The sequence below is a fragment of the Curtobacterium uvaldense genome (assembly GCF_028307415.1).
In the GTDB taxonomy this organism is placed as follows: Bacteria; Actinomycetota; Actinomycetes; order Actinomycetales; family Microbacteriaceae; genus Curtobacterium.
In genome coordinates this window covers 20,136-42,986 of the sequence record NZ_JAQMHU010000008.1, presented here as the reverse complement: position 1 = coordinate 42,986, position 22,851 = coordinate 20,136, and the positions used below count along the sequence as shown (strand labels likewise).

Annotated in this window: 21 protein-coding genes and 5 tRNA genes; 16 read left to right on the top strand and 10 right to left on the bottom strand. The window is 72.7% G+C overall.

Annotated elements, in window-relative coordinates:
- Positions 1-80: 80 nt before the first annotated feature.
- Positions 81-153, bottom strand: a tRNA-Val gene (locus PIJ49_RS06675).
- 454 nt (positions 154-607) lie between these two features.
- On the opposite strand from PIJ49_RS06675, the gene PIJ49_RS06670 reads away from it, so the two are divergent.
- From PIJ49_RS06670 to PIJ49_RS06660, 3 genes are all read left to right on the top strand, one after another.
- Positions 608-679: transfer RNA gene (locus tag PIJ49_RS06670), tRNA-Gly, on the top strand.
- Between the two features lie 82 nt (positions 680-761).
- Positions 762-835, top strand: a tRNA-Cys gene (locus PIJ49_RS06665).
- 45 nt (positions 836-880) lie between these two features.
- Positions 881-955 (top strand) — tRNA-Val (locus PIJ49_RS06660).
- 128 nt (positions 956-1,083) lie between these two features.
- On the opposite strand, the gene PIJ49_RS06655 is transcribed toward PIJ49_RS06660, so the two are convergent.
- Positions 1,084-1,341 (bottom strand): hypothetical protein, encoded by a 258-nt coding sequence (locus PIJ49_RS06655; protein ID WP_209682684.1) that lies wholly within the window; start codon positions 1,339-1,341, stop codon positions 1,084-1,086.
- Between the two features lie 48 nt (positions 1,342-1,389).
- On the opposite strand from PIJ49_RS06655, the gene PIJ49_RS06650 reads away from it, so the two are divergent.
- The gene (locus tag PIJ49_RS06650; protein WP_209682681.1) at positions 1,390-1,818 is read left to right on the top strand and encodes a winged helix-turn-helix transcriptional regulator; all 429 of its coding nucleotides are present in this window, start codon (positions 1,390-1,392) and stop codon (positions 1,816-1,818) included.
- A gap of 10 nt (positions 1,819-1,828) precedes the next feature.
- Here PIJ49_RS06650 and PIJ49_RS06645 read toward each other — a convergent pair whose 3' ends face one another.
- Positions 1,829-2,518: an SDR family NAD(P)-dependent oxidoreductase gene (locus PIJ49_RS06645; protein WP_209682678.1), complete on the bottom strand. Its 690-nt coding sequence runs from the start codon at positions 2,516-2,518 to the stop codon at positions 1,829-1,831.
- A 194-nt stretch (positions 2,519-2,712) separates the two neighbouring features.
- Here PIJ49_RS06645 and PIJ49_RS06640 point away from each other — a divergent pair, with 194 nt between their 5' ends.
- From PIJ49_RS06640 to PIJ49_RS06625, 4 genes are all read left to right on the top strand, one after another.
- Complete coding sequence (locus PIJ49_RS06640) at positions 2,713-4,662, top strand: alpha/beta hydrolase (protein ID WP_271826143.1); 1,950 nt, start codon at positions 2,713-2,715, stop codon at positions 4,660-4,662.
- On the top strand, positions 4,650-5,171 hold the full coding sequence (locus PIJ49_RS06635; RefSeq protein ID WP_209682672.1) for a hypothetical protein: 522 nt from the start codon (positions 4,650-4,652) through the stop codon (positions 5,169-5,171). Before PIJ49_RS06640 ends, PIJ49_RS06635 begins: the two co-directional genes overlap by 13 nt.
- Positions 5,172-5,338: 167 nt before the next feature.
- Positions 5,339-5,707, top strand: coding sequence for a hypothetical protein (locus PIJ49_RS06630; protein ID WP_209682669.1), 369 nt, complete (start codon positions 5,339-5,341; stop codon positions 5,705-5,707).
- 126 nt (positions 5,708-5,833) lie between these two features.
- Positions 5,834-6,199 (top strand): hypothetical protein, encoded by a 366-nt coding sequence (locus PIJ49_RS06625; protein ID WP_209682666.1) that lies wholly within the window; start codon positions 5,834-5,836, stop codon positions 6,197-6,199.
- 58 nt (positions 6,200-6,257) lie between these two features.
- Here PIJ49_RS06625 and PIJ49_RS06620 read toward each other — a convergent pair whose 3' ends face one another.
- Positions 6,258-6,464 carry a hypothetical protein gene (locus PIJ49_RS06620; protein ID WP_066654223.1) on the bottom strand — a complete coding sequence of 69 codons (207 nt, stop codon included), beginning with the start codon at positions 6,462-6,464 and terminating at the stop codon, positions 6,258-6,260.
- A gap of 291 nt (positions 6,465-6,755) precedes the next feature.
- On the opposite strand from PIJ49_RS06620, the gene PIJ49_RS06615 reads away from it, so the two are divergent.
- Positions 6,756-6,827 (top strand) — tRNA-Gly (locus PIJ49_RS06615).
- A gap of 84 nt (positions 6,828-6,911) precedes the next feature.
- Here the strand turns inward: PIJ49_RS06615 and PIJ49_RS06610 are convergent.
- Together PIJ49_RS06610 and PIJ49_RS06605 are read right to left on the bottom strand one after the other, a co-directional pair.
- Positions 6,912-7,709, bottom strand: coding sequence for an FAD-binding oxidoreductase (locus PIJ49_RS06610; protein ID WP_271826142.1), 798 nt, complete (start codon positions 7,707-7,709; stop codon positions 6,912-6,914).
- Positions 7,706-8,299 (bottom strand): molybdopterin-dependent oxidoreductase, encoded by a 594-nt coding sequence (locus PIJ49_RS06605; protein WP_271826141.1) that lies wholly within the window; start codon positions 8,297-8,299, stop codon positions 7,706-7,708. The genes PIJ49_RS06610 and PIJ49_RS06605 overlap by 4 nt, the downstream gene beginning before the upstream one ends.
- Before the next feature lie 249 nt (positions 8,300-8,548).
- On the opposite strand from PIJ49_RS06605, the gene PIJ49_RS06600 reads away from it, so the two are divergent.
- From PIJ49_RS06600 to PIJ49_RS06575, 6 genes are read left to right on the top strand one after another with little or no spacing between them, the layout of a single operon-like run.
- Positions 8,549-10,150, top strand: a complete 1,602-nt coding sequence (locus PIJ49_RS06600) for an ABC transporter substrate-binding protein (RefSeq protein WP_251160233.1) — start codon at positions 8,549-8,551, stop codon at positions 10,148-10,150.
- Positions 10,147-11,148, top strand: coding sequence for an ABC transporter permease (locus tag PIJ49_RS06595; protein ID WP_209682659.1), 1,002 nt, complete (start codon positions 10,147-10,149; stop codon positions 11,146-11,148). The genes PIJ49_RS06600 and PIJ49_RS06595 overlap by 4 nt, the downstream gene beginning before the upstream one ends.
- Positions 11,145-12,023 (top strand): ABC transporter permease, encoded by an 879-nt coding sequence (locus PIJ49_RS06590; RefSeq protein WP_271826140.1) that lies wholly within the window; start codon positions 11,145-11,147, stop codon positions 12,021-12,023. The genes PIJ49_RS06595 and PIJ49_RS06590 overlap by 4 nt, the downstream gene beginning before the upstream one ends.
- Positions 12,020-13,867 carry a dipeptide ABC transporter ATP-binding protein gene (locus PIJ49_RS06585; RefSeq protein ID WP_271826139.1) on the top strand — a complete coding sequence of 616 codons (1,848 nt, stop codon included), beginning with the start codon at positions 12,020-12,022 and terminating at the stop codon, positions 13,865-13,867. Before PIJ49_RS06590 ends, PIJ49_RS06585 begins: the two co-directional genes overlap by 4 nt.
- The gene (locus PIJ49_RS06580) at positions 13,864-15,909 is read left to right on the top strand and encodes a CocE/NonD family hydrolase (RefSeq protein ID WP_251160231.1); all 2,046 of its coding nucleotides are present in this window, start codon (positions 13,864-13,866) and stop codon (positions 15,907-15,909) included. Before PIJ49_RS06585 ends, PIJ49_RS06580 begins: the two co-directional genes overlap by 4 nt.
- Entirely contained in the window at positions 15,906-16,562 is a 657-nt protein-coding gene (locus PIJ49_RS06575; protein WP_251160230.1) for a TetR/AcrR family transcriptional regulator, read from the top strand. The genes PIJ49_RS06580 and PIJ49_RS06575 overlap by 4 nt, the downstream gene beginning before the upstream one ends.
- A 46-nt stretch (positions 16,563-16,608) precedes the next feature.
- Here the strand turns inward: PIJ49_RS06575 and PIJ49_RS06570 are convergent, their stop codons facing one another.
- Genes PIJ49_RS06570 through PIJ49_RS06560 form a run of 3 tightly spaced genes read right to left on the bottom strand, consistent with a single transcriptional unit; the run spans position 16,609 to position 20,467 of the window.
- Positions 16,609-17,499, bottom strand: coding sequence for a glycosyltransferase family 2 protein (locus tag PIJ49_RS06570; protein WP_066654242.1), 891 nt, complete (start codon positions 17,497-17,499; stop codon positions 16,609-16,611).
- Positions 17,496-19,049, bottom strand: a complete 1,554-nt coding sequence (rfaE2, locus tag PIJ49_RS06565; protein WP_209682645.1) for a D-glycero-beta-D-manno-heptose 1-phosphate adenylyltransferase — start codon at positions 19,047-19,049, stop codon at positions 17,496-17,498. Before rfaE2 ends, PIJ49_RS06570 begins: the two co-directional genes overlap by 4 nt.
- The gene (locus PIJ49_RS06560) at positions 19,046-20,467 is read right to left on the bottom strand and encodes an aldehyde dehydrogenase family protein (RefSeq protein WP_271826137.1); all 1,422 of its coding nucleotides are present in this window, start codon (positions 20,465-20,467) and stop codon (positions 19,046-19,048) included. Before PIJ49_RS06560 ends, rfaE2 begins: the two co-directional genes overlap by 4 nt.
- A 156-nt stretch (positions 20,468-20,623) precedes the next feature.
- On the opposite strand from PIJ49_RS06560, the gene PIJ49_RS06555 reads away from it, so the two are divergent.
- Positions 20,624-21,745 (top strand): glycosyltransferase family 9 protein, encoded by a 1,122-nt coding sequence (locus PIJ49_RS06555; protein ID WP_271826136.1) that lies wholly within the window; start codon positions 20,624-20,626, stop codon positions 21,743-21,745.
- Between the two features lie 272 nt (positions 21,746-22,017).
- Here PIJ49_RS06555 and PIJ49_RS06550 read toward each other — a convergent pair whose 3' ends face one another.
- Positions 22,018-22,722: an SDR family oxidoreductase gene (locus PIJ49_RS06550; RefSeq protein ID WP_066654246.1), complete on the bottom strand. Its 705-nt coding sequence runs from the start codon at positions 22,720-22,722 to the stop codon at positions 22,018-22,020.
- Positions 22,723-22,851: the final 129 nt, after the last annotated feature.

The following is a 22,851-nucleotide window of genomic DNA, read 5'->3' as shown; positions in this document are numbered from 1 at the left end:
TCCGGGCCGAGGAACGAGAAGAGCCCGACGCGTGTGCGCCGGGCTCTGCTCGGGTGTTCTTCAGGCCCTGAATGGGCACGTGGGCGATACCAGACTCGAACTGATGACCTCTTCGGTGTGAACGAAGCGCGCTACCAACTGCGCCAATCGCCCCCTGCACTTGCGTGCCAGTCGATAGTAGCGGACGTTCGGGCCTGCACCGAACACGGCGCGTCACCCGGGTGTGGCGCGGGTGCCCTCGGTGCCCGTGCGTCGTGCCTGGTGCCTTGTGCGTCGTGCTCGTGCGTGGTGCCTGGTGCGTCGTGCTCGTGCGTGGTGCTCCTGCTCGCGCTCGTGCTGATGCGTGCTGGCGCCGGGTGAGAACGGGCGTACCTGATGGGAACGGGCGTACCTGGTGCTCCGCGACGACCAGGTACGCCCGTTTCCACAGTGCACTGCGGCCGTCATGGGAAAGAACGGGCACTCGAAAAGCCCCGCGATCCGCATGAACGCGGGGGACACGCCCGGTGAACGAGGAGGATTTTGGCGGAAGGCGTCCGGTTCGTATAGAGTTCTTCTCGTCGCCGCGACAGCGGAGAGACAGGAGCGGCCCTCGGGTCGCCGAAATGCGGATGTGGCGCAGTGGTAGCGCATCACCTTGCCAAGGTGAGGGTCGCGAGTTCGAATCTCGTCATCCGCTCGAGTGTGGGAGTCTCCGGACGACCACGACTCACCAGAGGGTATCCCACCGTTCGGGTACTCACGGAGACGTGAACCTCGATGGTGGGGTGGCCGAGAGGCTAGGCAGCGGCCTGCAAAGCCGTCCACGCGGGTTCGAATCCCGTCCCCACCTCCAGCAACACCCTCCAAGATCCTGCACGACCCTGGTCAGCAGATCTCTGGGCGATTGGCGCAGCGGTAGCGCGCTTCCCTGACACGGAAGAGGTCACTGGTTCGATCCCAGTATCGCCCACCATCCGAGAACCCCCGCTCCGGCGGGGGTTTTCTCGTTCCTGCGGTCGGAACACGGGATCCGCGACGACACCCCTCCATCGCCCGTGGCCGTCGCCGAGGTGGTGGCCGTCGTCGGCCGGTCGGGAACGACTACTGGACGATGTGCAGTGCCCTGAGCCGGTCGACGGGGCCAACGGCCCAGCACCGCTTGCCGAGTCCGGAGGCGATGCCTGCTTCGACGTGCGCGGCAGCGCCCGCAGGGAGCACGAGCACGAACTCGTCGGCGGCCCGGAGCGCGGCGAGGTCCTGTTCGAAGCGCTTCCGCACCGCCGTCGAACCGAGCGCAGCGTCATCGGCACCTCCTGGGACCGCGAGGACGGCGGCCTCGTCGTCGTCCTCCGCTCGCACGAAGGTGCCCGGACCACCTTGTACGGTGTCGGTGACGAGGAGGATGCCGTGACCGTGGAACGGGTGCTCGCCGGTCCGTGCGTGGCGTGGCCGGAGGACAGCAGCTTCATCCGAGAGGTCCTGGACCGCACCGGTGACAAGTGGACCGTGCTCGTGATGACCACGCTCGGCGACCGGACCCTGCGCTACTCGGACCTGCTGGCGAGCATCCCCGGCATCTCGCAGCGGATGCTGACCGTGACACTCAAGGCACTCGAGCGCGACGGACTCGTGGTCCGGCAGGCCCCCGCGGAGATGCCGCCCCGGGTGGACTACGGCGTGACCGACCTGGGTCGGTCGTTGCAGGTCGCGGTGATGCAGCTGGCGCAGTGGGCTGCAGAGAACCACGCCGCCGTCGCCGCGAACCGGGCGCTGCACGAGCGGATCGGAGTCGGCCGGGCACGGTCCGTCGACGCGGACACGCACCCGGCCGGATGACCGCATGCGCCTACCCCTCGATGACGATCTCGTGGGTGGAGCGTCCGGTGTGGAGGTCCCAGTAGCGCGGAGCGATCTCGGACGGGGACAGGCTCGGCACGTGGTGGTCCGCGGGCTTGCTGTCGGTCACCCACACCCCGATCGCGACGTGCGCGACGTGGACACCGGTGTCGTCGGCGTCGAGGGCGGCACCGAGGTTGAGCGCCCAGTTGCGCAGCGCCGCACCGCCGACGGTGACGTTGCCGAACATCGGCGCCGGTCGGACCGAGCCCGCGCCGGTGGTGACGATGATCGTGCCGGCGCCGGCTGCACGCATCGCGGGCAGGACCGCCTCGACCGCGGACATCCCGCCGTAGAGGGAGTACTCGATCTGCGGCTGCACGTTGTCCGGGGTGGTCGACCGCACGTCTGCGGGGGCGAGGGCACCACCGGTGGTGTCGGCCGGGGAGTACTCCAGCACGTCGACGGACCCGAAGTGCTCGGTCGCAGCCCCGAGCGCTGCGGTCAGGCTCGGCCGGTCCGTGACGTCAGCGGCGAACCCGGCAGCGGTGATGCCTTCCTCACCGAGCTGCGCGGCGAGCCGGTCGAGCTTCTCCTGGGTGCGGGAGACCAGCGCGACGGAGAAGCCCTCGTGGCCGAACGTCCGGGCGATGGCGAGACCGAGGCCGGGGCCGGCTCCGATGATGGCGATGGTGGGCATGGGCTGCTCCTGTTCTGTTGCGGCCGCGGGCGGCTCGCGGCGGGTTCCTGACGGGTGGGCCTGCGAAGGTGCGTCCGAGGAGTCTGCGTCGCGACGAGAGCCCGTACAAAAGGCACATCGAGGTGCGCACACGTGCGGGTGGGCCCGCACGTCCCGGGCCGATCTGCGTACAGTGGACCCGCAAGGGGGAGCGCATGGGGGACATCCAGTACGACGAAGCGGCGGCGAATGCCGTCGTCAGGGCAGCCAGCGCGGCCGCCGATCGCCTGCGCGGGCAGGGGGCAGCGCGTCGGAGCGCCGCCGAATCAGCCCTGGACGACTTCCGCGGCGCGTACGCGAAGCGCTTCGAGGAGTCGGTGCAGATCGAAGCCGACGACCGGCCGAAGCTCACGTCCGCGCTCGACGACCTCGTCGAACAGGTGACCGAGGCCACCGCTGCAGCGGAGCAGGAACGGCAACGCCGTGAGCAGCTCGCGGCGTGGCAGCTCCGGCAGGACGAGCGGGACCGCCAGGTCGCGGCCGATCCGCTCGGATTGCGCGGGAGTCCGTCGCTCGGTGTCTTCGACTTCAAGCCGTCGGAGACGCCGATCGCTGCGCCGACCATCACTGTGGCATTCTCGGCGCGGGGTCGGACCCGCACCGGTGGCGGGACGGCAGAGGGGACGAGCTCAGCTGTCCCCGGTTCGCTCCGGTCCTTCGCGAGCGACAGCCGCGCCGCAGATCGCGCCGCGGAGGAGAAGCTCACGACGCTGCGGACCGCGTGGCACGGCTTCACCGGGAGCTGTGGCTGGGTGCGCATCGCGAGCGCGTCGTTCTTGGCGGGTGCGGACCGGCTGCTCGACGAGAACCGCGAGGATGCAGCGTGGCTCGAGCGGATCGCCGACGCCTTCGACCGGGCCGGTGGTTCCGGCGAGCTCTCGAACGCGACACTCGACATCGCAGCACCGGCCGACCTGCCTCCGGCGCTGCAGCAGATGCTCGATCCAGACCTGACCGCGAGCGAGGTCGCGGCACTCTGGGCACAGCTCGGATGGTCGTCCTCCCGCAGGCAGGACGTCCGAGCGCTGCCCCTGCCGGTACTCGCTCGCCTCGGTAACCTCGAGGGTGTCGCCTACTGGGCTCGCGACACGGCGAACCGCACCGTGCTCGACGCCCGGATCACCGAGGCTGAGCAGGAGGTGGAGGCGCTGCAGTCGACGATCGCGTACGACAACGGGACGGCTTGGGGTCGGGCGTCGGAGAACCTCGAGGCCCTGCGCGCGATCGAGACCGCGAGTCGACCGAGTGACGAGACGAAGGGGCGGCGATTCGTGATGGCGCTGACCGACGACCGCCCACCGCTGGCTGCTGTCTCGATCGGGGACCTCGACACGGCGCAGAACGTCACGTGGGCCGTTCCCGGAATGGGCACCACCGCGAAGGACATGGTGGGGTGGACCGAGGGTGCGCAACACCTCTACGACGCGCAGGAAGGGCTCGGACCTGCAGACCGGGCCGTCATCGGGTGGATCGAGTACGAGACGCCCCCGCAGCCCGTGATCAGCGGCAAGCTCGACTTCGGCGTGCTCGGGAGCGACTACGCCAAACCGGGCGGTGACAACCTCGCCGCTTCGATCAAGGGTCTCGACGCGGTCCGCGCCGGAGACATGCCGACGACGAACGTGGTCGCGCATTCCTACGGCACGACCGCTTCAGCGTACGGCCTGACTCAGGAGGGCATCCACGTGGACACCTTCACGTCCATCGGTTCAGCCGGGCTGCCGAACTCGGTCGACAACGCGGACGACCTGAACGCCGGCCATGTGTACGCCGCTCAGGCACGCGATGTCTGGCTGATCGACCCGGAGAAGGGGGACCAGTGGGCCTGGACCGGTCGCTTGAGCGCCGAGCACGGCCAAGACCCCACGGATCCGGACTTCGACGCCACCGTGTTCGGAGCTGACGGCACCGAGGGCCTCAACCCGGTGGAAGACCACGGAACGCTCACGGAGTCGAAGCGCGGTTATCTCGACCAGAACACCGAATCCCTGCAGAACATCGCCTTCGCGACCACCGGACATCCGGAGGACTTGACGAAGCGCAAGGACCTCGGCCCGACACAGTTCCAGCAGTCCCTTCTGGAGAACCCGCAGTGGACCCTTTGAAACCACACGAACCGGCCCGCGTCAGCGGCAGACTGCGCAACGTCGTCGTCGTGCTGCTGGCGACCACGTCGATCCTGTCAGCATGCAGCGCTGACCCCGGAGGAGAGAGCATGAAACCGTCCGAGGCAAAGAAGTCGATCGTCGATGTGGTCGAGCACACGACGAAGTCGATCGGCGGCGACTGGAACGTGTACAGCGGTCCAGCGGCAGAGAGCTGCGACCGTCCCGGCGCTGGGTCTGGAGCTCGTTGGAGCTACATCGTCGAGCGGAAGGCGCTGGACGGAGTCGACCCGGCCGCTGATGTCGAACGGGTCGAGCAGGCCTGGAAGGATCAGGGTATTGCCGTCGAGCGCTTCGAGAGCGGATCGGCGGATCCCCTCCTCGGCGTTCGAGGTAGCGGGGGCCCGGTGACCTCGATCGGGTTCAACGCCTTCCCTCAGCGCTACAGCGTGACCGGCGAGTCGGTGTGCTTCGACGGGGATGTCGACGATCTCCGCGGCGCGGGCTGACGCGGCCGCACGACGTGACGACGACGCGCACGGGGCGTCTGGCCCGAAGGAGCACCGCAATCGCCGTGGTCGCAGTCTTGTCGACGACACTGACCAGCTGCGCTCGCAGCACAAGTTCTGACGGCGGTAGTGCAAACCCATCGGTTGCCAAGAAGACCGTCGTCGACGTGGTCGAGCGCTCGACCGCCGCGGTCGGCGGCAGTTGGCAGGTCTACCGGGGCCCCGCCGTGGAGCCGTGTGGCGATGCGCCGGAGCGCGTGCGGTACGTCTTCATCATGGAACGAACGGCCGCGGCGGAAGGCCAACAGGCGGACATCGATGCTGTGAAGGACGTTTGGAAGGACGAGGGTATCGAATTCTTCGATACTCGGACCGATGGCGACGACCCCGTACTCGGTATCCGCGGCAAGGGCGGCCCGGTCACTTCGATCGGTTACGACGCGCGCCCGGCCCGGTACAGCATCTCGGGCGTGTCCACCTGCGCGGTAGGTGACGCTTCGCATCTCCGCGACGAGGAGTTCCCGGCTGCCCGGTGACCGGCGTCGCGACGCGGGCTGCGGAACGTCGGACGGCGCGTTCAGCCGGGCGATGTGCTGTCCCGGTGTACGGACACGCGGAGCGCGGCGCGCACCGTGTTGGTACCGCCAACGGAGGGGGAACAGATGAAGGGCGACCAGCGTCGCGATCCAGGCACCGACCGGGACCGACGGACCTACCGGATCGTCTCCCGCATCGGCTTCACCGCTGCTCCGGCGATGTTCTTCCTGCCGCTCCTCGTCCCGATGTTCTCCGGCGGCTACCGGTCGTGGCCGATCGTCTGCATGACGGCGGCGTTCGCGGTGCTCGTCTCCGCGTCCTCGTTCGCCGCCATGGCGAGCACGCCACCTGACGGGAACCCCGGGGCGCACCAGCTGTGGGCGATCCCGGTCGCCGTCGTCGCCCTGCTGCCCGGGGCGGTCCTCTCCTCCGGGCTGTACCTGACGGTGGTCGCCCTGCTGAGCCAGGCAGCTGCGACAGCGCCGGGCTGACGGAAGACGCCCGCCTGACAGGACACGCCAGCCCGACGACGGGCGCGGACGGTGCTCGTCAGACCGGACGGTAGATCGCGATCGGGGGAGCGGACGGGTCGCCGTCGTCGTGCGCGTCGCCCGTGGCGAGCCAGGTGCGACCCTCGTGCTCGATGGTCGTCGGCAGGTTGCCGTGCACGAGGATGCGGACGGCCGGCGAGTCGCCGTCGATCAGGTCCACACCGTGTGCCTCGGTGCCACCGGGGTTGTCGTGCACGTAGCTCATGCCCCGAGTGAACCCGGTCGGCCTGGGAGTCCGGGACCGTCCGGCCGCTCGCAGGGTTCGGGTCGCCGCGATCGGCCGGACGAGGGGTGGGTGGCCCCCGGCGCCCTGCCCGGACGGACTCGGGGCACCGAGGAAGCATCCGGAGCCGACGGCGGCTCGGATCGGTCGGCGCCCGAGGCTTGCGGTTTCCCGCAATCCCGCACCCGACGGCGATCGACGGTGCGTGCGACGCGCCCGGCTGCGCCGTGGATCTCGGTCGCGGGAACGGTTCGGGGTAGAGTGTGGGTGTACGCGGATGTGGCGCAGTGGTAGCGCATCACCTTGCCAAGGTGAGGGTCGCGAGTTCGAATCTCGTCATCCGCTCGGAACACGAAGGCCCTGGTCACCGACCAGGGCCTTCGTCGTCTCAGGCCCGGTCTCCTCGGAGAACCGGGACGACCAGGACTGTCACGCGCCGCCGAAGCGCTCTGCTCGGACGTCGGACAGGTCGTGGCCGAGCTCGCCGAGCCACCGCAGCACCTGCTCGACGAACGGCGTCGACCCGCAGACGTACACGAGCGCTCCGGACCCGGGCGGCAGGACGGCCCGGTCGAGTCGCTCCCGTGTGAGACGCCCCACGGGTTCGTCGGACCCCTCCGGAGCGCGCCGGCTGTACACGTGCGTGACCTCGAGCGGCGCGGCCGCGCGCAGGGCGTCCGCGAGCTCCTCGCGGAAGAACACGTCCTCCGGCGTGCGGGTGGCGTACAGCAACCGGAACGGCGTCCGGTCGGCGGCCTCGGCGTGCGCGGTGACCATCGGGAGCAGTGGGACGATGCCCGACCCGCCGGCGATCAGCTGCACGGGCCTCGTCGACGCGCCGGGTCGCCACACGAACCACCCGCCGAGAGGCCCGTGCACGTCGAGGGCGTCGCCGACCTCGATCGCGTCGACCAGGAACGGGGAGACCTCGCCGCCCTCGACCCGGTCGACCGCGAGCGTCACCCGGGTGCCCGCACCGGACGAGGCGATCGAGTAGGAGCGCGACGCCTGGTAGCCGTCCTCGGCGGTGAGGCGCAGGTCGAGGTGCTGCCCCGGGTCGTTGCCCGGCCAGGTCGGGACGTCGAGGACGATGCGGCGCGCCACCGGGGTCTCCGGTGCGACGGAGGCGACCGTGGCGGCGTGCCAGGCCGGCCGTCTGCGGGCGGGGGCCGACGCGCTCGGGGCGGTCCGCGCCTCCAGGCCGTCGACGGGGGAGGGACCGCTCACCAGTACCGCTCCTCCTTCCAGGGGTCGCCGTGCATGTTGTAGCCGGCGTTCTCCCAGAAGCCCGGCTCGTCCTCGGCCTGCATCACGATGCCGCGCACCCACTTCGCGCTCTTCCAGAAGTACAGGTGGGGCACGAGCAGGCGGGCCGGGCCACCGTGCTCGGGGGTGAGGGGCGCGCCGTCGGCCTCGAAGGCGATCCACGACCGTCCACCGAGCAGCTCGGCGCGTGGCACGTTGGTCGTGTAGCCCCCGAAGCTGTGCACCGTGCAGAAGTCGAGCGAGGTCTCGACGTCCGCGAACAGGCGGTCGAGGGAGACGCCACGCCAGGGCATGTCGAGCTTCGTCCAGTGGGTGACGCAGTGGATGTCGACGGTGACGTCCTCGACGCCGAGGGCGTGCACCTCGTCCCAGGTCCAGGTGCGGAGCCCCGTCTCGGTGCGGACGGAGAAGCTCCAGTCGGCCGGCTCGATGTCGGGGGTGGCCCCGGCGGAGAGCACCGGCCAGTCGCGCACGAGGGTCTGTCCGGGCGGGATGCGCGGGTCGTCGCGGTCGTCGCGGCGGCCGCCGAAGCCCCGGGTGAACGTCGCCATGGAAGCTCCTCGTCTCGGTGCGGCGGCTTCCCGCCTTCCCGCTCGGTCCGGCGCTCCCGCGGACCCGCCGTGTAACGGATCGGTAAACACTGGAGCGCGTCGTCACCAGCGTACCGATGCCCTCGGATCGGTGCGCCCACGGGCATCGAGGGGGCGCCGAGCGGCCGTCGGGCCGAGGAGCGGGGCTCGCGCTCCGAGCCGGCTCCCTCTATCGTTCACCGGAACGATTACCAGGAGGGGTCACCCCGAATGCAACCCATCGTCCACGACGACCGCGACGTCCGCGGTCCCAGCCGGCGCACACTGCTGACCGGTGCCGCCGGGCTGGCCGGGCTCGGCCTGCTCACGCTCACCGGGTGCAGCTCCGGCGCGGCAGCCGGCACCGCGGCGCTGCCCGAGGCCGCCGCGACCGGCGCGACCCGAGCGGGGGGACGGCTCCGGGTGGCACGCCCCGCTGCCTCCGCCGCGGAGACACTCGACTCGGCCAGCTCGCTGTCCGCCTACGAGTACCTCGGCGCCCTGTACAACCGGCTGGTCAGGCTCGACGAGCAGGGGACGACCGTGCCCGACCTGGCCGAGGAGTGGTCCGCGAACGCCGACGGCACCGAGTGGACGTTCCGTCTCCGGCGTGGCGTGCGCTTCCACGACGGCGCACGGTTCACCGCGGACGACGCGATCGCGAGCATCCGGCACATCCTCGACGAGGCGACCGCGTCGCCGCAGGCCGGGGTCCTCGGTGAGGTCATGGACGCCTCGTCGATGACCGCGGTCGACCCGTACACGCTCCGGTTCGCGCTCACGAAGCCGAACGCCGAGTTCCCGTCGCTGCTCACCGCCTACCAGTGCTACATCGTGCCGGCGGGCGCCGTCGCGGACATCGGCCGGACGGGCATCGGCACCGGTCCCTTCCGCCTCTCGTCCTTCACGCCCGCCGGTGCCGGGAGCGTCGAGGCGTTCGAGGACCACTTCGCGGGCCGCCCGACGCTCGACGGCATCGACTTCTTCTCCGTCCAGGACACCACCGCGCGCGTCAACGCCCTGCTCGCGGGCCAGGTCGACCTCATCTCGCAGACGAACCTCGACTTCGCCACCGCCCGGGTCGTCGCGGCCTCGGACCGCGCGACGATCGCCCGCTCCACGAACGCGCAGTGGTACACGATCCCGATGCTCGCGACGAGCGACGAGTTCGCCGACCCGAGGGTCCGACAGGCGATGAAGCTCGCGTACGACCCGCGGACGATCGTCGACACGGCCCTGCAGGGCACGGGGGCGCCCGGCTGGGACAACCCGGTGCCTCCGCAGCTCGCCGCCTTCGTCGACGAGCACCGCGAACACGACCCGGACAAGGCGCGCGCACTGCTCCGGGCCGCCGGTGCCGAGGGACTCCGCACGTCCATCTACACGTCGTCCTACGAGTCGGTCTTCACCCCGATGGCGGTGGCCTACCGCGACGCGGTCGCCGACGCCGGCATCCGGCTGACGATCCGGAACGCGAGCGCCGACTCCTACTACACCCAGATCTGGATGCAGAAGCCGCTCATGGTGAGCTACTGGTTCACCGGGCGACCGATCGACCAGCTGCTCAACCAGATCTTCCGCACCGGATCCTCCTACAACGAGAGCGCCTGGTCGAACCCGACCTTCGACACGCTCCTCGACGACGCCCGCGCCGAGATGGACGACGCGAAGCGCCGGACGCTCTACCAGGACGCGCAGCGGCTCGTCGTCGAGGACGGCGCCGACATGACCCCGATGTTCGGGGACCGCCTGGTCGGGCTGTCCCGCGACGTCGTCAACTACTCGGAGTACGGCTTCGAGTTCGACTGGCTCCGGATCGGACTGCGCCGATGAACGTCCTCGTCCCCGCCCTCCGTCGACTCGGCATCGCCGTGCTGACGGTGGTCCTCGCGTCACTGTTCGTGTTCCTCGCGGTGCAGGCGCTGCCCGGCGACGTCGCGCAGCAGCTGCTCGGGCAGAACGCCACGCCCGAGGCGGTCCAGCAGCTCCGGGCGACCCTCGGGCTCGACGAGAACGTCTGGCTCCGGTACCTGCAGTGGCTCGCCGGCGCCGCACACGGCGACTTCGGCACGTCGCTCGTCAGCGGCGAGCCGGTGGCGCCGACGCTCCTCACGGCGTTCCGGAACAGCATGCTCATCGCCCTCCCGGCGATGCTGGTCGGCGTGACGCTGTCGCTCGCGCTCGGCGTGCTCGCGGGTGTCCGCCGCGGTCGTGCGACCGACCGGGTCGTCTCGACCGTCAGCCTCCTCGTGATGAGCGTCCCCGAGTTCATGGTCGCGACCGTCCTCGTGCTGCTGTTCGCGATCGGCCTGCCGGTGTTCCCGGCCGTCGTGCTCCGCGGGAGCGACGCCACCGTCGCGGAGCTCCTGCCGACCGTCTGGCTGCCGATCGTCGTGCTGACGCTCGCGATGGCGGCGTACATCCTCCGCACCGCGCGCTCGTCGACCATCGACGTGATGGCGTCCGAGTTCGTGACCACCGCCGAGCTCAAGGGCCTGACGATGCGCAGGGTGGTGTGGAAGCACGCACTGCCGAGCGCGCTGCTGCCGACGCTCAACGTCATCGCGCTCAACGTCGCCTGGCTGCTCGGCGGGGTGGTGGTCGTGGAGAACGTCTTCAACTACCCGGGCATGGGCAAGCTCATGCTCGAGTCGGTCTCGAACCGCGACCTGCCGACCATCGAGGCGATCGCGCTGCTGAGCGCCCTCGTCTACGTCGTCTGCAACCTCGCGGCCGACCTCGTCGCCCTCGCACTCGACCCGAAGCTCCGCACGCGGCAACGCCGCACCCGGACCCGCCCGGTCCGCAGCACACGGAAGGCCCACGCATGACCGCCGTCGCCCCACGCTCCCGCAGCGTCCTCGGCGCGGCCGTCGCGCCGTTCCGCAGCTCGACGGCACTCGGCGTCGGCCTCGCGTTCATCGCCGTGCACCTCGTGCTGGCGGTGCTCGCGCCCGTCATCGCCGGACACGACCCCGTCGCGACGGACGCCACGGACGTGCTCGCCGGCCCGAGTTGGGCCCACTGGCTCGGCACGGACCAGTACGGACGCGACCTGCTGTCGCGCACGCTCAACGGCGGCCGGTACGCGCTGCTCGTGACCTTCCTCGCCACCACCATCGCCGTCGCCGTCGGTACCGTGGTCGGCTGCGTCACGGCGTACGCGGACAACTGGTTCGACGAGGTCGTCATGCGCGTGGTCGACGCGCTGCTCAGCGTGCCCTCGATCCTCGCGCTCCTCGTCGTCGTGACCGTCTTCGACGCCGGACTCTGGGTCATCGTGCTCGCGGTGACCGTCGTCTACGCACCCGCCGTCACCCGCGTCGTCCGTGGTGCCGCGCGGACGGTGATCACGCAGGACTACGTCACCGCGGCCCGCGCCCGCGGCGAGCGCGCCGTGTCGATCGTGTTCCGTGAGATCCTGCCGAACGTGCTCGACGTCGTCCTCGTCGAGTTCGCCATGCGGGCGTCCTGGATCGTCCTGCTCGTCGCGTCGCTGTCCTTCCTCGGCTTCGGGGCGAACCCACCGACGCCCGACTGGGGGCTCATGGTGCAGGAGAACCGGACGGCGCTGACCGTGGTGCCGCTCGGCACCCTCGCGCCGATCGTGGCGCTGGCGACGCTCGTCGTCGGCCTCAACCTCGCCGCCGACGGGCTGGCCAAGTCGCTCGGCGTCGACCGCGCACAGCAGGGAGCGGGCGCATGACCGACCAGCAGACCGTCCACCGCCCGCAGGCGGGGGAGCCCGAGCAGCGGCCGCTCGTGCGCGTCGAGGACCTCGCCGTGTCCTACGCCGCCGGGCGTCGCACGGTGCCCGTCGTACGCGGCGTGTCCTTCAGCGTCGCCGCTGGTCGCACGCTCGGCCTCGTCGGTGAGTCGGGCAGCGGCAAGTCCACCGTGGCCCGCACCCTGCTCGCACACCTGCGCGCCGGGTCGCGCATCACCGACGGCCGCGTCCTCGTCGACGGTCAGGACGTCTTCGCCCTCTCGGCCGCGGGGCGTCGGGCGCTGCGGGGCGGGACGGCCTCGGTGGTGGCGCAGAACGCCGGGCAGGCGCTCACCCCGTCGATGCGCGTCGGGGAACAGGTCCGCGAGGCCCTGCGCGCACACGGCGAGCCCGACGGGCCCGACCGCGTCGTGGAGCTCCTGCGGCTCGTCCGGCTCCCCGACCCCGACACCATCGTCCGGCGCTTCCCGCACCAGCTCTCCGGTGGGCAGCAGCAGCGCGTCGCCATCGCCATGGCGGTCGCCGCGCGCCCGCGCGTCCTGGTGCTCGACGAACCGACGACCGCGCTGGACGTGGTCACGCAGGCGGCCGTCCTCGACCTCGTCGCCGATCTGGGCCGCGAGCTCGGCATGGCCGTGCTGCTCGTGAGCCACGACCTCGGGGTGGTGTCCGCGATGGCGGACGAGATCGCCGTCATGCGCGCCGGTGAGGTCGTCGAGCACGCCGCGACGGCGGCGCTCTTCGCCGCGCCGCAGCACGAGTACACCCGCGCGTTGCTCGCCGCGGTACCGGACGGCCGACGGCCGGAGCAGCGACGGCCGGAGCAGCGACGGCCGGAGCAGCGCCGGACGGGAGGCGCGGACCGCCCCCGGCGCGACGCGCGCGTCCCCGGGACGGTCGCCGACACCGCGACCGGCAGCGCGCCTCCCGGGTCGCCGGTCGAGCCGGCGGTCGAGCGCCCCGTCGTCGACGCCCAGGACCTGGTGGTCCGGTACCGACGCGGCCTGCCGGCCGCCGTCGACGGTGTCTCGTTCGCCATCGCGCCGCGCGAGACCCTCGCGGTCGTGGGGGAGTCGGGCAGCGGGAAGTCCACGCTCGCGACGACCCTCGCCGGCCTCGTGCCCGCCGAGTCGGGCTCGTTCACCTACGACGACGGCACGGTGCGCGGTGACCTCCGCGAACAGGTCGCGGCGCGGTCGCAGGAGCTCCGACGTGCCGTGCAGCTCGTGTTCCAGAACGCCGACACCTCGCTCAACCCCCGTCGCACCGTCGGTGCCGCCGTCGGTCGGCCGCTCCGGCTGTTCACCGGGAGCTCCTCGCGGGCGCGCGTCGGCGAACTCCTCACGCAGGTCGGACTCGGCCCGGAGTACGCCGACCGGCTGCCGGCGCAGCTGTCCGGCGGACAACGGCAGCGCGTGGGCATCGCCCGCGCTCTGGCAGCCGAGCCCCGGCTCGTGATCGCCGACGAGATCACCACGGCGCTGGACGTGCAGGTCCAGGCCGGCATCCTCGCGCTGCTCGACGACCTCCGCCGCGAGCGCGGGCTGAGCTGCCTGTTCATCAGCCACGACCTCGCCGTCGTGCGGGGCGTCGCCGACCGGGTGGCGGTGATGACCGGCGGGCGCATCGTCGAGGTCGGTCCGACCGAGCGCGTCTTCACCGGGACGAACCACCCGTACACGCGCACCCTGCTGCGGGCGACGCTCGAACCGGGGCAGACCGAGCTCCCCGACGTCGGCGACGGCGTGCAGCGCTGGCGGGACGCCCCGGGCTGGACGGACCACGGCGACGGACACCGCACGAGGAACTGGGAGGACGCATGAGCACCCCGCACCTGACCGCGATCGGTCCCGACCTGCGGCTGCCCGAGGGCGTCACGGTCCGGGACGAGTGGATCCCGATGCCCGACGGCGTCCGGCTGCACGCGCGCACCTGGGCTCCCGCCGACCCCGACGGACCGCTGCCGGTGCTCCTGGAGTACCTGCCGTACCGGCTCGACGACTGGACCGCCCCCCGCGACTCCGAACGGCACCCCTGGTACGCGCAGCACGGGTACGCGTCGGTCCGGGTCGACATCCGCGGCACGGGGTCGTCGGACGGCTTCTTCGACGACGAGTACAGCGAGCAGGAGCTCCGTGACGGCGAGGCGGTCATCGCGTGGCTCGCCGCGCAGCCGTGGTCCTCGGGTGCGGTCGGGATGTTCGGCATCTCGTGGGGTGGCTTCAACGCGCTGCAGCTCGCCGCACGGGCCCCGGCGGCCCTGCGGGCGATCGTCACGGTGTGCTCGACCGACGACCGGTACGACAACGACGTGCACTACGTCGGCGGTGCGGTCCTCGGCATCGACATGACGGCCTGGGGCGCCACCATGTTCGCCTTCAACTCGCGACCGCCGCGTCCCGAGGTCGTCGGGCCGGACTGGGTCGACCGGTGGCGGGCACGGCTGGACCGGAACCGGCCGATGACCCCCGTGTGGCTGTCGCACCAGGAGCGCGACGACTACTGGCGGCACGGCAGCGCGGGTGAGGACCACTCGGCGATCCGGGCAGCGGTGCTCGCGGTCGGCGGGTGGGCGGACCCCTACCGGGACGCCGTGCTCCGCCTGGTGGAGCACGTCGACGCACCGGTGAAGGGCATCGTCGGTCCGTGGTCGCACCAGTACCCGGACCGCGGTCTCGCGCCGGGGCCGTCCATCGGGTTCCTGCAGGAGACGCTCCGGTGGTGGGACCGGTGGTTGCAGGACGTCGACACCGGGGTCGAGGACGACCCGGCCCTCCGCGCCTGGATCAACGAGGGCGAGGCCCCCGCCACCCACTACGCCGAGCGCCGGGGCCGGTGGGTCGCCGCCGAGGCCTGGCCGTCGACCGCCTCCGCCGACCGCACGGTCCCCCTCGACCTGCTGCGCGGTGGTGGGGACGGCCCGGTGGTCGTGCGGTCGCCGCAGCACACCGGGGTCGACGCCGGTCGGTTCTTCCCGTTCGGCAACGCCACCGACCTGCCGCCGGACCAGCGCGCCGAGGACGGCCGCTCGGTGTGCTTCGACCTGCCCGTCGACGAGGCGTTCGACGTCCTCGGCAACGTCACGGTGCGCCTCACCGTGACGAGCGACCTCCCGCGGGCGACGCTCACGGTCCGGCTGTGCGACGTCGCGCCGGACGGGTCCTCCACACTCGTGACCCGCGGCGTGTGCAACGCCGCGAAGCGGGCCGGAGCCGACCGTGCCGACCCGCTCGAGCCCGGCGTGCCGACCGAGCTGGACGTCCGGCTCGTCTCGACCGGACACCGCTTCGCCGCGGGCCACCGGGTGCGGCTCGCGGTGTCCTCGTCGTACTGGCCATGGGTCTGGCCGCACGGTGCCGCGGCGACCGTGACGCTCGACCCGGCGACGTCGTCGGTCACCCTGCCCACGTGGACGAGGGCGACGGACGACGGTGTGCGGTTCGAGGAGCCGGTCCGGTCGACCCCCCTCGCGATCGAGCGGACCTCGCCCGTCGACCCGCTACCGCAGCGGACCGTCACGCACGACGTGGAGACCGGCGAGTGGACCCTCGACGTCGACCCGGGGTACGGCGGCGGCCGCGTCTACCCGGACGGGCTCGTCTTCACCGAGGACGCGCGCGAGACGTACCGGATCCGACAGGACGACCCGACGAGCGCTCGTGCCACCTCGCGCTGGGCGATCGGGCTCGACCAGCCGGATTGGGCGGCACGGGTCGAGACGACGTCGGACGTGACCGCGACGGCCGACGCCTTCCACCTGGTGAACACCGTGCGCGCCTGGGCCCGCGACGGCGCGACCGGAGCGCCCGAGGTGCTCGTCGCCGAGCACACCTTCACCGACGAGGTCCCGAGGACGTCGGCGTGACCGGGGCCTCCCGCGTCCGGCAGCGTCCGGAGGTGCGCCGGGCGATGATCGTCGACGCGGCGCGCGCGGTCATCGTGCAGCGCGGCGTCGGCGCGACGGGCCTCCGCGACATCGCGGCGGCGGCGGACGTGTCGGTCGGCACGGTGACCTACCACTTCGGCAGCGTCGCGGAGATCCTCAACGAGGTCGTCGTGCTCGAGACGGAGCGCTTCTACGGTGCGATCGTCGCCGCGGTGGACGCCGAGCCGGACCCCGTGGTCGGACTCCGCATGCTCGTCGGACCACTGTTCGGCGACACCGAGCAGGTCCGGCAGCACTGGCGCATCTGGTCGGACTACTGGACCGCCGTCGCCCGACGGCCGGAGGTCGCAGCGGAGTACGCCGAACGGATCCGCGTGTGGGAGGCGTGCCTCGTCCGTGTGGTCGAGCGCGGGCTCGCCGACGGCGTGTTCCACACCGACGACGGCCCGGAGGTCGTGGCGCTGCGACTCGCGGCCTACAGCGACGGTGTCGCGACGCAGATCGCGCAGGGCGTCCCGACCCTCACCAACGCGGTCGCGCTCGCGTGGATGTGGCGGTTCCTGTCCCAGGAGCTGGGGATCGACGCGGCAACGATCGCGGGCGCGGGGCAGGGGACCCCCGACGAGGGCTGACGTGCCCCGGTCCTGCTCCGCCGGAGCGGGGCAGCGCCGGAGCACGTCAGCGCCGGTGCGCGCTCGTCTCGTGGTCGTCGAACAGGACGTCGGGAGCGTCGACCCGGCGGTCGGTCACGGTGGTCGGGCTCTCGAGGTGCACGGCGCCGGACGGAAGGATGCCCGCGCCGCCGAAGCGCTCCATCACCCGCCACTGCGCGACGACGTCCTCGCCGGAGTGCTGCGGGGGCAGGGCGTCCCAGAACCGGAAGCCCCCCACCTGTTCGAGGGCGTCACGGTCGTAGACGACGCACGCGCCGACCCAGGCGACCCGGTAGGGCACCCACCCTCCGGTCTCGACGTCGAGCTCCGCTGCGACGTGTGCCAGGTTCGCGGCGTTGTGCAGCGACAGCCGGTCGAAGCCGGGCGTCCCGCGGCGAACGACCTCGGGCACGACCGGGCCGTCCCACGGTTCGAACACGGCGGTCTCGTGCGGTCGACGGTCCTCCAGGTACGACAGGCCCTGGACGGCGCTGCCGACGAAGCCGCACCCCAGGTCGCGGAGCGCGTCGAGCATCCGGCGGACGGTGCCCGGTTCGAGCCAGACGTCGTCGTCGAGGTAGAGCACCGCGGGAGCGGTCGCGTGGTCGAGGAGGTGCTGGCGGTGTTCCGCCAGACCACGCCGTTCCGGGTGGGCGAGGAGCGTGACGGGACGGCCCTGTGCCTCCAGGACGCGGAGCATCGCGGCCACCGCCGGTTCGGAGGCGGCGTCCTGGCCCGCTGACTGGTCGCTGAGGACCAGGCGCAGGTCGACGTCGGTCTGTGCCGCGAGCCCGGCGAGCGTCGTCGCGAGCTCGGCCGGCCGCCCGACGGTCGGCACCAGGACGTCGACCTCGGCCGGACCGCGGTCGTCCGTCCGGGGGCGTGCCCAGGCACCGGACCAGCGGGCGGCGGTCACGGTGCCGGGTCGGGCTCGACGGCGGGTGCCGTGGAGTCCGCGGTGTCGGTCGCCGGAGCCGTGCCGGCGGCTGCGGCCGCGGCGGCGGTGGCCTCGCGGATGCGCCGCACGACCGCGGTCGTCGAGTGCTCCGGCACGTAGTCGACCATCACGACCTCACCGCCGTACGCCCGGACGACCCCCGTCTCCTCGAGCATCTCGGGGGAGTAGTCGCCGCCCTTGACGTAGACCTCGGGGCGCAGGCGCTCGATGAGCGGGATCGGGGTGTCCGTCGCGAAGACGGTCACGAGGTCGACGCAGGCGAGGGCTGCGAGCACGCCCGCCCGGTCCTCGGCGGTGTTGATCGGACGCTCCGGACCCTTCAGCCGGCGGACCGAGTCGTCGTCGTTGAGGGCGACCACGAGCAGGTCGCCGAGCTCGCGGGCCTGCCGGAGGTAGGTGGTGTGCCCGCGGTGCACGACGTCGAAGCAGCCGTTCGTGAAGACCACGCGACGGCCGGCGGCACGGGCGGCGTCGACGGCCAGGGCGAGGTCGTCGTGGTCGACCACGGTCGCGGCGGGGGCCGTCACGGAGTCGATCAGGGCCGCGGCGGTGCAGACCGAGGTGCCCGCCTCGCGGACCACGACGTCGGCGGCGGCCTGCGCCACCGCGATCGCGTCACGGAGCGGAGCACGCACGGCCAGGGCGACCGTGGCGGCGGCACAGAACGTGTCGCCCGCGCCGGATGCCTGCTGCTCCGACGCCGGCGTCGCGCGGGTTCGGAAGGCCTGGTCCGCGCCGGGCTCGAGCAGGACGGTGCCGTCGCGGTCGAGGGTGACGACCGCCGCACGGGCGCCGCTGCGGGCGAGGACCTCCTGCCGGGCGTCCACGACGACCGGCACCCGGGCCGAGCCGGCTCCGAGGTCGCGACCGAGCAGGCCGGCGGTCTCGCCGGCGTTCGGGGTGACCAGGTCGGGGTGCAGGTCGGCCCACCGCGTCAGGTCGTGGGCATCGACGACGACGGTACCGGGGCGGTCGCGGTCGAGGACGGGCACGACGTCCTCGGGTTGCACACCGAGGCCGTAGTCGCACACCACGGCGGCGTCGGCGCCCCGGACGGCGCGGGCGACGGCCTCGCCGAGGCGGGTACCGGCGTGCGCGTCCGGCGTCGCCGCGATCTCGTCGACGCGGACGACCACGCGGTCGCCGCCGACCACCCGCGACTTCGTGGTGGTGCGGGCACCGGCGACCTCGACCAGGTGGGTCGTGTCGACGCCGGCGGTCTCGAGCCGGTCGCGGAGGACGCGTCCGGACTCGTCGTCACCGATGAGTCCGACCATGCGGACACGGGCGCCGAGGGCGCGGGCGTTCACCGCCGTGTTCGCGGCGCCGCCCGGGACGGCGACCGTCTCGGTCACACGGACCACGGGCGCCGGGGCCTCGCGGGAGACGCGCTCGGCCTCCCCGACGGTCCAGCGGTCGAGGATGCAGTCGCCGATGACGACGACGAGCGGTTCGCGGTCGTCGACCGAGGCGACCAGGTCGCGGACGAGACGGACGTCGGCGGTCATCGGGTTCCTCCGGTGGTGCGTGCGGGGGCGGACTCGAGGTGCACGACGGTGGTGGTCGTCATCTCGTCGAGCAGGTGCGGGCCGTAGCCGAAGCCGGCGCCCGAGGCCCCGCGCGGCTGGGCGCTGCCGCCCGGTGCGCCGCCGAACACCGCGTTCACCTTGACGGTGCCGACGGGGAGCTCGGCTGCGGCGCGGAGGGCGTGACCGGTGTCGCCGGTGAGCACCGTCGCGGCGAGGCCGTACCGGTCGGCCGCGGCGAGGCGCAGGCCCTCGTCGAACGACTCGACGACGCGGACCGGTGCGAGGGGACCGAAGGTCTCCTCGGTCATCACGACCATGTCGTCGGTGCAGTCGGTCAGGACGGTGGCCGGGTAGAACGTGCCGACACCGCCGGGCGTCGTCCCGCCAGTGCGCACGGTGGCGCCGCGCTGCACGGCGTCGTCGACGTGCGCCTGCACCGTGCCGCGGAGCCGGTCGTCGACGAGCGGACCGAACTCGGCGGCGGGCGATGCCGTCCGTCGCTCCGCCTCGGCGACGAGCGCCGCGGTGAACTCCTCGGCGACGTCGCGGTGCACGTAGACGCGCTCGACGCTCGTGCAGATCTGACCCGTGTTCGCGAAGGCGCCGAGCGCGACCTGTGCGGCGGCCCACGCGGGGTCCACGTCGGCGTCCACGACGACCGCGTCGTTGCCGCCGTTCTCGCGGATGACGTGCGCGCGCGTGCTCGCGGCGACCTCGGAGAGGCGGTCGCCGGTGGCGGTGGAGCCGACGTGGGCGTACACGTCGATGCCGTCCTGCTCGAGCAGCGCCTCGCCGGTCGAGGCGTCACCGTCGACGCCCACCAGGACGCCCTCCGGCAGGACCTCGGCCAGCAGCGTGTTCAGCCGGGCGAACGTGCCGGGGCACCGCTCGCTGCCCTTGTGCACCACGGTGTTCCCGGTGACGAGCGCGGCACCGAGGATCCCGAGCGCCACGGCCACCGGGTCGTTCCACGGCGTCAGGGCGAGCACCACGCCGCGGGGGTGGGGGACCGACCAGTCGGCCGCACCGAACTGCCCGCGGAGCGCCTCGCCGCGGTGGACCGGGCCGAGCTCGGCGTACTGCACGAGCGTCCCGATGCCGGCCTGCACGCCGCCCATCGCGTCGCCGGGCACCTTCCCGGTCTCGCGGGTGTTCAGGTCGGCGAGCTCCTGGGCGTGGTCACGGAGGTGCGCTGCTGCTGCGTGCAGCAGGGCTCCGCGCTCCGCCGGTGCGGTGCGCGCCCACGCGGGTGCGGCCGCCCGTGCGCGCGCGACAGCGTTCGCGACGTCCTCGCTCGTGGAGCGCGGGGTCGTCGTGGCGATCGACCCGTCGACGGGGTCGGTGACGACCATGTGGTCGGTGTCGGTCGCGGTCGCTGACGGGGTGGCGAGGGTCATGGTGTCCTTCCGGAGACGGGCGTACGGTTCCACGCTGCTCCCGGGGACCTGTGCGGGGTGCCGGTTTCGGGTGCTCGGTCCGGAGAGCGCACCGGTCGGGTCCGGGACGGCGTCGGCCCGGCAGCGCTCTCGGCTCGGTTCCGGTAGACGGGTGTGGTGCAACTGATCGGCAACGGTGGAGAACGCTTCGACGACGTCCGGGAGATCGCGGTGCTCCGCGGCGGTGGCCTGGGGGACCTGCTCTTCGCGGTCCCCGCGATCGAGGCGCTGCACGCCGCGTACCCCGACGCCCGCATCACGCTGCTCGGGAGCCCGCTGGCCCCGGCGGTCCTGCGCGGACGGACCGACGCGGTGCACGCGTTCGAGGAACTCCCGGTGTCGCCCGGGGTGCGCGACGCCGGGGAGGGTGCGCCGGCGCTGCACGACTTCGAGTCGCGGCTCCGCGGCCGGTTCGACCTCGCCGTCCAGCTGCACGGCGGCGGTCGGAACTCGAACCCGTTCCTGCTGCGCCTCGCCGCACTGCACACCGTCGGCACCGCGACCGAGGACGCCGAGGTCCTGGAGCGGTGGGTCCGCTACGTCTACTACCAGCACGAGGTGCTCCGCGGGCTCGAGGTCGTCTCGCTCGCCGGTGCCGCCCCGGTCACCCTGGACCCGCGCGTGCACGTGAGCGCCGAGGAGCGCCGTGCCGTGCGCGACCGCCTCGGCGTCGCCGGCCACCTGGTGGCCGTTCACCCCGGCGCGACGGACCCGCGGCGCCGGTGGAGCCCCGAGCGGTTCGCAGCCGTGGTGTCCGCGCGGCTCGACGCCGGCGACGACGTCGTGCTCGTCGGCGACGCGACGGACGTGCCGGCGGCGCAGGCCATCCGCAGTGCCGTGCCGGTGGCCCTGCGCGACCGTCTCCACGACCTGACCGACGCCCTGCCGCTCGCGGAGCTCCCCGCGGTGCTCGCGGCCGCTGACGTCATGGTCGGTGACGACTCCGGCCCGCGGCACCTCGCCGTCGCGGTCGGCACCCCCACGGTCGGCGTGTTCTGGTTCGGCAACGTGGTGAACGCGGGCCCGATCGACCGCGGACGGCACCGGGTGCACATGTCCTTCGTCACGCGCTGCCCGGTGTGCGGCATCGACGTGACCCAGGTCGGGTGGACCGCGGAGCGCTGCGAGCACGACCCGTCGTACGTCGACGAGGTGCAGCCCGAGGCCGTGCTCACCGACGTCGAGGACCTCCTCGCGACCGTGCGACCCCGGGAGCGAACGGCCGCACCGGTCGTCTGAGCCGGCGCTGGAGTGCACCCGGACGCCGGCTCCGGCCCCGTGGAGAACCGCGCGATCGGGCGGGACGTGCCACGCGCACTGCGCCGAGCGGGCGCGATCCGTCGCCGGGCGGCGCCGAGCGTGACGGATCGGGCCCGCTCGGAGAACCGAGCGGACAGACCCAGCGGGCAGACCGAGCGGGCAGACCGAGCGGACAGCCGGGCAGCTGGACCGAACGGCGGGAGGCGCGGTACCGACCGGCACCGCGCCTCCCGTTGCGTCGTCAGCGGGGCCTACGGCCAGCTGGGCTCCGTCGCGGGCATGATCGACAGCTCGCGGATCTCGCAGCCGGCCGGCTGCGACAGCGCGAACAGGATCGAGTTCGCCACGTACTCCGGCTCGATGAGCTGCGCGTCCGGGCCCGGCTTGTACTGCTCGGTCCGGCCCTCGAAGAACGCGGTGCGCATGCCGGCGGGGATGATGTTCGTCACACCGATGCGCCCGGCGGTCTCGGCGGCCAGCGCCTGCGAGAAGCCGCGCACGCCGAACTTCGACGCCGAGTAGGCCGTGCCGTCGCCGACGCCCTTGAGCGCGAGCGACGACGAGATCGTCACGACGCGGCCGTGCGTCGCCTCGAGGGCGGGCAGCGCGGCGCGCACCACGGCGGCGGTGCCGAGCAGGTTGACCCCGACGATGCGCTCCCAGTCGCCCGACGAGATCCCGCCGATCGGCGCGGGCTTGTCGATGCCAGCGGCGGTGACGACGGCGTCGAGTCCGCCGTGGCGCTCCGCGGCCTCGCGGACGGCGCGCTCGGTCGCCTCGGTGTCCGTGACGTCCACGGCGACGGCGTCGGTGCCCTCCGGGACGCCGTCGACGCGCAGGTCGAGGACGATGGGGGTGCCGCCGGCCTCGACGACCGCGGCGACGACGGCCGCGCCGAGACCGGAGGCGCCGCCGGTGACGAGGACGCGACCGATGGGGGTGGTGGGGACGGGCATGGACTTCCTTCCGGGAGTGGCGTGGTGCCGGTCCGTCGGCGGTGCCGACGGGACGTGTGTGGTGACCGGTGACGGACGGGAGGCCCGTGGCGGCGGTGCGCCGTGCCTCCCGTCCGACGTGTGGTCGGG